Annotated in this window: 13 protein-coding genes; 5 read left to right on the top strand and 8 right to left on the bottom strand. The window is 44.7% G+C overall.

Annotated elements, in window-relative coordinates:
- Positions 1 to 46: 46 nt before the first annotated feature.
- Together L5L94_RS15180 and L5L94_RS15175 are read left to right on the top strand one after the other, a co-directional pair.
- Positions 47 to 919, top strand: a complete 873-nt coding sequence (locus L5L94_RS15180; RefSeq protein WP_113939763.1) for a DMT family transporter — start codon at positions 47 to 49, stop codon at positions 917 to 919.
- 160 nt (positions 920 to 1,079) lie between these two features.
- Positions 1,080 to 2,600, top strand: a complete 1,521-nt coding sequence (locus L5L94_RS15175; RefSeq protein ID WP_263163841.1) for an EAL domain-containing protein — start codon at positions 1,080 to 1,082, stop codon at positions 2,598 to 2,600.
- A gap of 91 nt (positions 2,601 to 2,691) precedes the next feature.
- Here L5L94_RS15175 and L5L94_RS15170 read toward each other — a convergent pair whose 3' ends face one another.
- From L5L94_RS15170 to L5L94_RS15155, 4 genes are all read right to left on the bottom strand, one after another.
- Positions 2,692 to 4,005: an ammonium transporter gene (locus L5L94_RS15170; protein ID WP_263163839.1), complete on the bottom strand. Its 1,314-nt coding sequence runs from the start codon at positions 4,003 to 4,005 to the stop codon at positions 2,692 to 2,694.
- The gene (locus tag L5L94_RS15165) at positions 4,002 to 4,340 is read right to left on the bottom strand and encodes a P-II family nitrogen regulator (protein WP_105250140.1); all 339 of its coding nucleotides are present in this window, start codon (positions 4,338 to 4,340) and stop codon (positions 4,002 to 4,004) included. The genes L5L94_RS15170 and L5L94_RS15165 overlap by 4 nt, the downstream gene beginning before the upstream one ends.
- A 350-nt stretch (positions 4,341 to 4,690) precedes the next feature.
- The gene (locus tag L5L94_RS15160; RefSeq protein ID WP_263163838.1) at positions 4,691 to 5,647 is read right to left on the bottom strand and encodes a ketopantoate reductase family protein; all 957 of its coding nucleotides are present in this window, start codon (positions 5,645 to 5,647) and stop codon (positions 4,691 to 4,693) included.
- 50 nt (positions 5,648 to 5,697) lie between these two features.
- Positions 5,698 to 6,060 carry a VanZ family protein gene (locus L5L94_RS15155; RefSeq protein ID WP_105250138.1) on the bottom strand — a complete coding sequence of 121 codons (363 nt, stop codon included), beginning with the start codon at positions 6,058 to 6,060 and terminating at the stop codon, positions 5,698 to 5,700.
- A 155-nt stretch (positions 6,061 to 6,215) separates the two neighbouring features.
- Here L5L94_RS15155 and L5L94_RS15150 point away from each other — a divergent pair, with 155 nt between their 5' ends.
- Entirely contained in the window at positions 6,216 to 6,701 is a 486-nt protein-coding gene (locus tag L5L94_RS15150) for a YajQ family cyclic di-GMP-binding protein (RefSeq protein WP_006080274.1), read from the top strand.
- Positions 6,702 to 6,824: 123 nt separating this feature from the next.
- Here L5L94_RS15150 and L5L94_RS15145 read toward each other — a convergent pair whose 3' ends face one another.
- The 4 genes from L5L94_RS15145 to L5L94_RS15130 form a co-directional block, all read right to left on the bottom strand.
- A complete protein-coding gene (locus L5L94_RS15145; RefSeq protein WP_263163836.1) occupies positions 6,825 to 8,240 on the bottom strand; it encodes an AmpG family muropeptide MFS transporter in 1,416 nt (471 codons plus the stop codon).
- Between the two features lie 284 nt (positions 8,241 to 8,524).
- On the bottom strand, positions 8,525 to 8,845 hold the full coding sequence (locus L5L94_RS15140) for a hypothetical protein (protein ID WP_028761869.1): 321 nt from the start codon (positions 8,843 to 8,845) through the stop codon (positions 8,525 to 8,527).
- 73 nt (positions 8,846 to 8,918) lie between these two features.
- Positions 8,919 to 9,503 (bottom strand): peptidylprolyl isomerase, encoded by a 585-nt coding sequence (locus L5L94_RS15135; protein WP_028761870.1) that lies wholly within the window; start codon positions 9,501 to 9,503, stop codon positions 8,919 to 8,921.
- Between the two features lie 29 nt (positions 9,504 to 9,532).
- Positions 9,533 to 10,099 carry a YajG family lipoprotein gene (locus L5L94_RS15130; protein ID WP_105250136.1) on the bottom strand — a complete coding sequence of 189 codons (567 nt, stop codon included), beginning with the start codon at positions 10,097 to 10,099 and terminating at the stop codon, positions 9,533 to 9,535.
- Between the two features lie 227 nt (positions 10,100 to 10,326).
- Between L5L94_RS15130 and L5L94_RS15125 the strand changes: the two genes are divergently transcribed.
- Together L5L94_RS15125 and L5L94_RS15120 are read left to right on the top strand one after the other, a co-directional pair.
- Positions 10,327 to 10,851, top strand: a complete 525-nt coding sequence (locus L5L94_RS15125) for a porin family protein (protein ID WP_411569224.1) — start codon at positions 10,327 to 10,329, stop codon at positions 10,849 to 10,851.
- Positions 10,852 to 11,066: 215 nt separating this feature from the next.
- On the top strand, positions 11,067 to 12,098 hold the full coding sequence (locus L5L94_RS15120) for a DUF2804 domain-containing protein (RefSeq protein WP_263163834.1): 1,032 nt from the start codon (positions 11,067 to 11,069) through the stop codon (positions 12,096 to 12,098).
- Positions 12,099 to 12,195: the final 97 nt, after the last annotated feature.

Here is a 12,195-nt window from a genome sequence, read left to right as displayed (position 1 = left end):
ACAATCTTGTTTTTATAGCCGACCAGATTCTTTACGGAATACCTTTATGTGGATCTTACTCACTTTGCTGGCGGCATTTATGCAGGCTTGGCGTAATGCGTTTCAAAGCCAGCTGAGTAAAGAAGTGAGTGTTGCGGGCGTGACCTTAGCGCGTTTTATTTGGGCTGGGCCGATTGCCGCCGTGTATCTGGCGAGCTTATATCTTTGGCAGGATGTCGGAATCCCCGATTTTAGCGACCGTTTTATCGGTTTTATTCTCGGAGCATCGGCGATGCAAATCCTCGCGACGGGCTTGATGGTGAAATTGTTCAAGCAACAGAACTTTGCCGTTGGTGCTGGGCTAGCCAAGAGTGAAGCCGTGGTCGCGGCGATCTTAGGCACAGTGTTTTTTGGGACGCATTTATCCCTTTTAGGTTGGTCGGGAGTGTTGTTGGGTGGTGTGGCAATTTTTCTCATGAGTGCCAAGCAAGGCCTGCGAAGTCTGTCGCTCAATACGGTATTGATTGGTTTGGCTTGCGGTACTTCGTTTGCGCTGACATCGCTTTGGGTACGAGAAGCGAGTTTATGTTTGAATGTGGGTTTCCCCCATAGCGCTGCTTGGGTGTTGCTATTCGTGATTAGTCTACAGACCTTAGTGTTAGTCAGTTATTTGTTGCTTAAGGATAAATCCACACTGGCCGCGTTATGGCAGCGACCTAAGCTAACCTTACTCACCAGTACTGCCAGTTGTTTAGGTTCTATCGGTTGGTTTAGTGCTATGTCGTTGCAGGCTGTGCCCTATGTTAAAACCTTAGGTCAAGTTGAAGTTTTCTTTATGATCTTGATTGCCACCTTTTGGCTGAAGGAAAAAGTAAAGATAAAAGATATGCTAGGGTTAGTCTTGATCGCTATCGCCGCTATTTTGGTGATGTGGGAATAGACTAAATTAATAGAAGGTATGCTGGTTTTTTAGACTAAAATAGAACTCGATTCAGTGTGTTTATATCAAGCAAACATTCGCTGAGATACAAATATACACACGTCTTGCTCCATAGATTTTGATACCATTTTTAACCGAGCGCAGTGCGAGTTAAGGATATATGCGAAAAAAGTTAGCAAAATTAAATCTGCCATTATGGCAATGGCTGGCAGTCATATTGTTTCCTATTGGGGTTGCTGCTGTCGCAAGTTATCTCTCTGCACAGTATTTTGTTGAAGATAAAGTCAAAGGAGTGGGGGCTATTTATGTGAGTCATATTGATACTTTGGTGTCCCATGCTAATGAAATCAGCCATTATGCATTGGCATTGAAGGATTCTGAGTGTCAAGAGTTATACAACTATATGTTGTTCCAACCTTACTTTCGTTCGGCTTTAATATTTGATTCACAACGCGTTTATTGCTCATCTAAAACCGGTGATATTGATATTCCCCTGAGCATTGTTAGTGTTACCGAAAATCTTGAAATATCTAATCAGTTTATTATTGCGGGCACGCCTTTTATGCCTGAGGTGCCCGCGATAGTGTCATCTAAATGGGATCCTAAATCTAAACACGGCGCCGCTGTGATTATTGAAGGGAAATATTTAGTAGATTCCTTTGTACAGCCCGATGTGTTTCCCAGCGCAGTTATCAATGTCGCTTTATCCATCAATGGAAAAACGATTCCAGAGTCACTCGGATTTATAAAAAATGAGGTAATGACTTTAGATTCTGAGGATCATCGTTTTTCGGTGTTACTAGAAATGTCACCTGCTTTTTTTAGGCATTTTTTTTGGATATTTTTTGCCATCTCATTACCCTTTAGCATTATTTTGATTACGGGTTCTATCTTGTTTGTGCTCTATTCACGGTTATCTCGTCACTCCCTTGCTGATGATATTCGTAGCGGGATAGAGAACGAAGAGTTCTTTTTGGTTTATCAACCTGTGATCTGTGCTGAGGACGGCAAGGCCAAAGGAGTCGAGGCATTAGTGCGTTGGCAGCACCCACAAATGGGCTTAGTACGGCCTGATTTGTTTATTCCTATCGCCGAAGAGAGCAAGTTGATTGTTCCATTGACCAATTATATCTTCGAAAAGGCATTAAAAGATTTTGCTAATATGAAGGTTGAATCGGGCTTTAGAGTCGCGTTCAACGTGGCGCCAGAGCATTTTACCCAAGATGATATCGAGTCGAAATTTATTCATCTGCGGGATTCTTTGGATCGTATTGGCGTTAAGCCTTTAATCGAAATCACCGAACGGCAATTATTAACGCCGGATATTTGCCAGCGCATTGAAAGCTTACGCCAGTTGGGGATTTTAGTGGCTATCGATGACTTTGGTACTGGGCAAACAACCTTATCTTTGTTACAAACCATGCCATTGGATTACTTGAAAATCGATAAATGCTTCATCGATACCATAGGGCAGGATTCCGTGACTTCCCACGTGCTCGATACCATTATTGAGCTCTCCCATAAGATGAATTATGTGGTGGTGGCTGAAGGGGTTGAAACCCAGGAGCAGGCAGATTATTTGACCAGTCGCCAAGTCCATTTTTTACAAGGTTATCTCTTTGCTAAGCCGATGAAGCTGGTGGATTTAAAGTTATGGTTAGTCGAGCATTTTAAAAAGTAGCATCATGACGTAAGTCTGCCATAAGGGCGCCTTGGTGCCCTTATGGCTATTCAACTGTCTTAAAACTAAAGGTTCTGGCTCGAGGTTCTGATTAAAGGCTATAACCCGTTTCTTCGTGTTCCGATAAATCTAAGCCGTTAACTTCTTGTTCTGTGCTGACGCGAAGGCCGCCAAGTAGCTTACGGATGATCATAAACAGCAACCAAGTGACCACCGCAGTATAAGTGAATGTCGCCGCAACCCCGATAATCTGTACCCCAAGTTGGTCTATCATAGTGTCGTTCACTGCCGCAAAACCGTAGCCGCTAAAGACGCCTAATTGGGTCGAGCTAAATACTCCTGCCAAAAGGGTACCGAGAATACCGCCGACACCGTGTACGGGGAAAACGTCTAAGGAGTCATCGATTTTAAGTTTCTGTTTGATATAAACCGTTGAGTAAAAACACACGATTCCACCGAGTAAACCTATGACTAAGGCGCCTGCTGGGCCAACATAACCAGAGGCGGGAGTGATAGTGCCTAAGCCCGCTACCATGCCTGTGACTATGCCAAGGGCGCTGGGTTTACCAAACTTAATCCACTCAATTGCCGCCCATGTTATCGCGCCCATAGAAGCGGCGAGATGAGTGGCTAGAATCGCCATGGCTGCGGTGCCGTTAGCGCCTAGCGCACTGCCGCCGTTAAAACCGAACCAACCCACCCACAGCATGCCCGCACCTGTGACTGTCATCGTCAGGTTGTGCGGCATAATCGCCGAGTTTAAAAATCCTTTGCGTGGACCTAGCACTTTAGCGGCCACGAGCGCAGCAACCCCTGCGGTGATATGCACCACGGTTCCGCCCGCGAAATCATACAGTCCTAGCTGTGCTAACCAGCCACCGCCCCAAACCCAGTGGGTGATCGGCGCATAAACCAGTAATAACCAAGCACCTGAAAAGATAAGCACAGCTGAAAACTTCATTCGCTCGGCAAAACCACCGATGATTAAGGCTGGCGTTATGATGGCAAAGGTCATTTGAAATAGCATAAACAGCGGCTCGGGAATATCCCCGCTAAGACTATCGCGACCAATACCTGACAGTAGTGCTTTGTCTAAGCCACCGATGAAACTGTTACCTGTGTCGAATGCGAGTGAATAACCTAGCCCGAACCATAAAACTGACACTAGGGCGGCAATAGAGAAGCATTGCATCAATATTGAAAGCACGTTTTTACTGCGAACTAAACCGCCGTAAAACAAGGCTAATCCTGGCAGGGTCATCAACAACACTAATGCGGATGAGCTTAAGATCCACGCTGTATTTGCAGCGCTAAATTGACCATCATCGGCGACGGCATTCGTCGCCAATACACTGAATAATATCAATAGGTATTTAATACTGAGTCTGAAGCTCACTAGCATCATAGGGCATCAACTCCTTCTTCCGAAGTGCGAATGCGCACCACTTGTTCTAACGAAGTCACAAAGATTTTGCCATCACCCACTTTGCCCGTATGGGCTGCAGCAATAATGGCATCAATAACGGCATCTTCTTGATCGGAATGAATGGCAACTTCGAGTTTAATCTTAGGTAAAAAGTCCACTGCATATTCAGCACCACGATACAATTCCGTATGGCCCTTTTGGCGGCCAAAACCGCGTACTTCAGTGACTGTCATGCCATGGACGCTGAGCTGAGTTAAGGCTTCACGTACATCGTCTAATTTGAACGGTTTAATGATAGCAGTGACCAGTTTCAATTTTCTCTCCAACAAGCTGTAGACTCAATTTATTGGAATAAAGCAGGAATTAGGCCATATAGATAAAGCATTTATTATCATTGCGTTAACATTAAAATGCACCGAAATAGCTTAAAATTTTGATGCAAAACGGTGCAAAGCAAAGTTAATCCGCCCTGATTTGGTGCGTATCATTGGTGCAAGTTAAATTTGCTTGACTAGCATGAGTGCGGGAAAAGCCGAGTGAGTATGGCACTAGGGGAATTCGCGTTTTAATGCGGTAAATAAAAAGTGGGGATTTAGCAAAAAATTAAAAATTATATAAATTAAACATAATGTTATATTTAGTTTTATTATGTAATTTTTCTTGCTTAAGCTTCTAGCTGTTTGACGCGCGCCCAGAGGTCAGCATTAACTGGCGCACTTAAACCGTGCGCTCGTGCACGCTCACAGATATAACCATTAATTTGGTCTATTTCAGTTCGTCTTTGGTGTGCAATATCTTGGTGCATCGATGAGAAATTCCCCGCAGTGAGGCGGATCACCTGATAGACCCTGTTGTGTAACAATTGTTTATCGAGAGGCACGCCCTCGAGTGTGGCAACCGTGACTAACTCGTCGAGAATGCCTTTAATCATGTCACTAAAATCTGGCTCGGCGAGTGTGCCATTAGGACATTGATATAGTGCTGTAAGCGGATTAATCGCGGCATTAACGGCGAGTTTCTGCCATAGACAAGGCACAATGGCATCCACCCATTCACTGTTGGGGATAGCCGCCAGTAAAGCATTGCGATAATGCTCAGTGAGCTCTGTACCTGCAAAATGCCCAAATTGAGTTAGCCCTTGTCCAGTTTGCCTAATTTGCCAACTGGCTTGACGTAACACCCCTTGGGAAGTTGTCCCTAGGCTTAGCCCTCTGTCATCAGCTTGCGCATCAATTAGCGGCGCTAGGGCTAAATGAGGTCCCATTCCATTGTGTAACAACAAAATGTGGCATTGTCTGGGCAGTTGGTTAAGTAAGGGCAAAAGTGCATCGAGCACTTGATAGGCTTTGACGCAGACAATCACGAGGCGGATATTAACGAGCGCATTGGCCGCTAAGATAGGCACAGAATACTGGAGTGCTTGTGTTTTATGTTGATTATCATTGGCCAGCGCTAATGGAGTGACGCTAAGTGTCTGCTGTATAGATGCAATTGAATCGCGGCCGATAAGACCAACACTCATGCCCGCTGTAGTCAGTTGGTGGCAAATAAGCTGCCCAACGGCACCAGCACCTAAAATCGCAATATCCACCACGCGATTTATGTTCACAGCATGAGTCATATCTGTAGCCTTAAGGTATCGGTCATCAGTACCAGTTTGAAGCGCCTGAGTTAATCTTCTCGCAATTGCGCTGCGCGGAAGTATTTGCCATAGGCCCAATTGCAAAAGTAAAACAGTGCAATACCCGAAAAGTCGGCAATAACATCACCCACAGAAGCGCTACGGTAGGGCAAACGTGATTGCACCAACTCAATTAAAATGGCGTAGCTTGCCAGTGTGAGAGATAACCAATACCACTTAGGTTTGAAAGCAAGATAGGTGAGATAGGAGAGGCAAAAAAAGCTCCCAAGATGGCCTACCTTGTCGATATTCGGAATACTTTGCGAATAGGTTGGTCTGGAAAATACCAGATAACTGATCACGACAAAGGCTACGGCTAAAGCCAGCTTAAATAGGGTATTTTTAGTTATCACAAATATGTTTGTATTAGCTTAGAGTGGGGCAATGATAGGAAAATGTGTGGCTAAAGTCACCCATGATTACGCTTTTATTCTAGGCTTTACCTTCAACTTAGGCTTGTGTGTGGGTAAACTAGCTGCATATTAATTTGATATGGGACATAAAAACTATGCCTTCAATGGATATTGTGTCAGAAGTGAATGAAGTTGAACTGCGTAATGCGGTTGATAATACTAAGCGTGAGCTGGCGACACGTTTCGATTTTCGCGGTAAAACGGCTGACGTGGAATATAAGGATCATGTGGTCACGTTAACCGCTGAAGATGACTTCCAATGCCAACAATTAGTGGACATTTTACGTATGCAACTGAGCAAACGTAATGTGGATCCGTCTTCGATGGAAGTCGATGAGAAAGCCATCCACAGCGGTAAAACCTTCTCCCTAAAAGTGAAGTTTAAAGAAGGTATAGAAACCTTAATTGCTAAAAAACTGGTCAAGCTAATTAAAGACAGCAAACTTAAAGTACAAGCGTCTATTCAGGGCGAGAAAGTACGAGTTACAGGTAAAAAACGTGACGATTTACAAGCTGTCATGGCGTTGGCACGTGAGTCTGAGTTAGGCCAGCCTTTCCAATTTGATAACTTTAAAGATTAATCGAGCAGAATTGGTTTAACGTGATGCAGTATCGCGTTTGCCATTTCGTCTTTAAATATAAAAAAGCCCTCACACTAAGGTGTGAGGGCTTTTTTATATTGATGACATAAGTGCTATGAGACCTTAATCCGAGTTTGTTGGTGCACTTTTTGACGAATCATCCATTAATGATGTGCTTGGATGCGGGGCATACTTGTTGACTAAGACAACCAAAAACAACACTGGAAAGCCAATAACACTGGCAGCGACAAAGAAGTTCACATAGCCAAATGCGTCGACATAAGCGCCCGAGAAGCCCGCGATAAATTTAGGGAAAAGCAACATAATCGAAGACAGTAAGGCATATTGCGTTGCACTGTAGCCGTTGCTAGTGAGACTCGAGAGATAGGCAATAAATGCCGCCGTGGCTATCCCAGCGCTGAAGTTATCCACGGAAATAGCAAAGGTTAAAAAGGGCACGTTGTAGCCAATCACTGCCTGCCACGCGAATAGCAGATTGGTTACGGCAACCAGTAAGGCACCGAGGAAAAGGATTTTCATAGTTCCGAAGCGAGCTAACAGAACGCCGCCAAAGGCTGCGCCGACTAAGGTCATGATCAGGCCATAGATTTTACTTAAATAGGCAATTTCTTCCTTAGTGAATCCCATGTCCACATAAAAGACGTTCGCCATAATCCCCATCACAATATCCGAGATCCGGTAGCAAGAAATCAGTAATAAGATGAGGATAGCGCTGCGGCCATAGCGTTTGAAAAAGTCGATAAAGGGTAAAATACTGGCCGTATATACCCAAGATATGCCCGCTGCGATAATTCTAGGATAACGTGCACTTAAGCGTTGTTTTAGCGCTAATTCAGTGGTATCGGCGGCGCGGGTATCGACTTCGGGTTCGCGGCTAAAAAGCGTGGTCAAAATCCCAACAGACATCAATCCTGCCATAATCAGGTAAGAAGTTTGCCATGCCACTAAGTTGTATGCCGTGTTACCGGGTTCAACCCAAGCCGCTATGGTGAGTGCGCCTGCGGTGGCGATAATCATGGCGCTGCGATAGCCCACTTGATAGGCCGCTGCTAGTGCGGCTTGCATCTTTTCTGGGGCTGATTCAATCCGAAAGGCATCAATAACAATATCTTGGGTGGCTGAGGCAAAGGCGACCATTAATGCGAACAGTGCCAAGCGCTCGAGATCTTTGAGAGGGTCACTAAAAGACATGCCTAAGATGGCACCAACCAATAACAACTGAGCGAACAGCATCCAGCTACGGCGGCGGCCTAGAAATCGAGTTAGCAGCGGCAATGAAAGCCGATCGACTAAGGGTGACCAAGCCCATTTAAACGCATAGGCTAAGGCTATCCAGCTGAAATAACCGATTGAAGTGCGATCAACACCAGCTTCACGCAACCAAAAGGATAACGTTGAAAATACCAGCATTAATGGTAGACCAGCAGAAAAACCCAGTAATAACAGGATCAAAACCCGCTTGTGATAATAGACACTGAGGGCATCGAGTGTACGTTGAATAAAACCTGTTGCGGACATAGGCATGAGTCTAAGTGTTTAATCCGCTTAGCTTACGGGTAAGGTGCCATAGGGTTCAAGGGCTAATGGTATTCCTTTTACTTTGGAGTCCCGTTTAGCACTATAAGATGGTTGAATATGGCTCGAGAGTTAACTGCTTGTAGCTAAAAGTTTACCGCTTATCTTTATCGCTAGCATAGATCTTGATAGTAAGGAGAGCGTAATAATGTACACACGAGGAATTGGTTTACGAAATAAAAAAGGCCCTATTACAGGGCCATTTTTTATCGATAGGAATGCTGAACTTAAGGTCTTATCCCGATGCATCCCTGCGGCACTCGGCCTCCTAAACTCAGGTAGTCACAGCAATCATTTACTTGCTTACGCAGATATTGATTACCGCGGATCACACAGTCAGGCCACCTGTTAAAGCTGTGGAGCAAGTGCCAAAACACTTTTTCAGTTTCAGTTTGCGCTTCGCCAGTCGAATTCAGTTGCTGCCATTCTTCTAACGTGTCCCATAAGTAAAGTTGCACTTCATGGAAGTCGAGTTCTTCACTCAAAAACGCTTTTCCATAGAAGGCGAGTTGGGGCGCTTTATTATCGATGAACTCAGTTGCCGTCATCGTTTGCCTCCTTTCTGTTTACTATCACAGTATAGATGCAAAATTAGCGCTTTTGCTCGAAATTATATTTTGATTACTGTTTTGGTAATAATTTGGCTTTTTTCAATATGATAGGGGTAACAGGAACATCGGGCCAATTGAGCTTAGTGTTAGTTCCTGTCTCAACGACAGCCATAGCTTCGAGGACGGTTTTACCTTCAATCACTTCACCAAATACGGCATAACCCCAACGACGTTTAGAGGGATCGAGTTTAGTGTTGTCGGCTACGTTAAAGTAGAACTGACGAGTGGCTGAGTGCGGCTCGTTTTCACGTGCCATGGCGATAGTGCCCATGCTATTTGTTAGGCCATTTCCTGATTCGTTGACTATCGGCTTACCCTCGGGGAGCTCTTCATACTTGGGGGTGAGTCCGCCGCCTTGCACCACAAAGTCACTGATCACGCGGTGAAATATTGTGTTGTCGTATTCGCCTTTAACGACATGAGTTAAAAAGTTATCGACAGTGATTGGTGCACGAGTTCTATCTAGCTCGACCACGATTTTGCCTAAGCTAGTATCAAATTCGACTCTGGGATACAAGGTATCGGCCTGAATGTCGAGTGCGAGGCTATGATGACTCATAAAGATGAGTAAGAGGGCTGATATCCAACGGAGCATATTGATTTCCTTATAATAAACTGACGCTGTTATTTTTGTAGAAACTGATTAAGCTCAGGATCGTTTAGAATCTCGCCGGTAAGTTGGCCGAGCAATTTGTTCATATCCAGTTCTAAGGTTGCAAAATCGGGCGTTAAAGGACCTTTTAAAGTGCCTTTGGCTTTATAGCGTTTAACCAGCTCTTGGGTGGAGTTTTTGGCTTGAACTGCGATTAACACACTGTGTTTTGCCTCATAGCCAAAGGTCTTTTTAGTGATATCCATTTGCAATTCTTCTAATTGAATTTGCACTGAATTAGTTGCGCTTGGGTCGATTTGGTAGCCCGCTTGAGCAAAACCTGCGCGGAATACTTCATCGAGTAACAGTTTAGGCGGTTCGCTCGGGCCAACTAAACGTGTTTTTGTCCCTTCTTCAATAAAACGAGCAACATAATCGACTGTGCGTGTATCTACCGTTTCAAGAGCGATAGGTACAAGTTGCGCCGTTTGTTGGCTGATATTGGGCACTTGAGGGCTGAAAGCCATATGAGTCGGATTTTGGCTGGCACAGCCCGCGAACAGCAGGGGGAAAGTCAAGGTCAGTAATAGCCGTTTCATGGGATCTCTCGTACAAGTAAAAGTGGCTACAGCATACCAGAAATCACTTTTGATGCCACAGAACACCGTGATTCAGTTGAGGTACAGCTTTTATTGCTAATATCTTGTGCTCATTATTCACATCCGTGTTTTCTGTGCATTCACATCATTTATTCGCATAGTTACAAGGCATGGAAGGCAGGTTAAATATGGAAAAAATATCATTCACTTCGTTATTTGTTGGCCTGATGCTGGCGTCAGGCATGATGAGCTCCAATGCGCTCGCGGGCGATTCTGCCCATATACTGGGTGGTAGTTTAGGTTACGGTACCCAAGAGTTTGAAACTAAGAACGGTAAATATGATGCGGGTGACACCTTAACCAGCGACTTATATTACCGCTATATGCTCAACGAGTATTTTGGGTTTGAGGCGGGTTATTTAGCGGGTTCAGGTGGAGTGGCGAGTGCGCTTGTTAGCGTCATCAGTGAGATAAAAGATTTACGTTACCAAGGTGTTAGAACCGCCGCTTACGGTGAGTATGCTTTGTCTCGTGGTAACAGCCTGTATGCCAAATTAGGCGCTGCTTATACTCAAGTCAGCTATGAGATAGATAAACAGGATATGGACTCGGATGATGTCGGTTTTTATGGCGCCGCAGGCTGGCAATATCGATTTAAGTCAGGATTTGGTTTGAATTTGGAATACCAATATATCCCGATGAAAGAGCTTGAATTACAGGGGATCAACTTTGGTATTAGTTACCGATTCTAATCTCTCCTTATCCAACGATTAAAGCGCCTTTAGGCGCTTTAATCGTTTTACAAACAAGGAATTTAAAACATTAAACCGAATATTGACTGGCAACAAAATAACAACATTTTGTCCTTGCACTCTTTTAATGCAATGGGGGACAGGTTAGAGTAAAAATTCGATGTTTAGAATGAGAGAGCATAGATGCTCCCGCGTCTTTTTTGTAAGGCTTAGCCATGTTAACGATAGCAACGCAAATCGCCCCAGATAGCCTGATCAATTCGAAGGGGTTACCCCATTTTGGTCATTTCGATGGCATAGTCAAAACCCTAGGTTTAGCGGACTTTACCTATTTTGATACCATGGATAAACCTGCTTCAGCGTGGGCTAAGCATTTCGATTATAAACAATTTCAGTTTGTCTCTTTGGTCACGCCGCGTTATGTCCTAGGCATCGCGCTTGCCGATATTGCCTACGTCGGCAGTGCTTTTTGTTATTTATACGATATAAAAACCAACACACTCACCCAGCTTGATTGGTTAAAACCTTTGAGGTTTGGCTATCAGATGACGCCATCGCCCGCCGAGGGGCGAAGTAGTATTGGCCGTAAAGGGGCGCAGTTAAGCTTTGAAATTGTAGAGGGCGGTTGGCGGTTAATCATTGATACTAAAAACATTCAAGCCGATGTAACTTTACACTCAGCCCCCTTAAGTTTGCCTATGGCTATGTGTAGTCCTACTGGATACAACGGCTGGACTTACACACAAAAGCATAATGGTTTGACCGTTAAAGGTAGTTTGACTGTGGGTCATGAGCCGCAGCCGCTGAATCAAGCTTTAGCAGGCTATGACTTTTCGGCGGGTTACATGCGCCGTGATACCAGTTGGCGCTGGGCGTCAATTAACGCGCGGATCCATGAGGGCATTATGGGACTTAATTTAGCGGCGGGTGTCAATGAAACTGGGGCTACTGAAAATGTCTTTTGGATTAATGGTGAACGTCATTTACTCGGGCCAGTGCAATTTGAGTTTGATCGCCATGCCACGCTCGGCGCCGAGGTTTGGCGAGTCTACAGTCAAAATGGCCAAGTGGATTTGCAGTTTGCGGCGCGCAATTGTCGCAGTGAAAAGCGTAATTTGCTCTTGCTTAAGAGTAATTTTCGCCAATTCATCGGTCATTTCAGCGGCATGATTACCGATAATCAAGGACACAGTTACCAGATAAATAATGTTCTGGGGCTCGCCGAAGATCACTATGCCCGCTGGTAGCTAACGGCGACTAACGGATCGCAGCTGCCTGCGTTGTGGCGTTGAATGCGGTTTATAGAATGCAGTCAGAATTTTTATAAAAGTAACAATAAAAATA

Origin of the sequence: Shewanella sp. SM21 (assembly GCF_025654335.1) — a bacterium.
GTDB lineage: Bacteria > Pseudomonadota > Gammaproteobacteria > Enterobacterales > Shewanellaceae > Shewanella > Shewanella oncorhynchi.
Note: the sequence above shows the minus strand (reverse complement) of the source record. Positions and strands in the feature narration are given on the sequence as shown.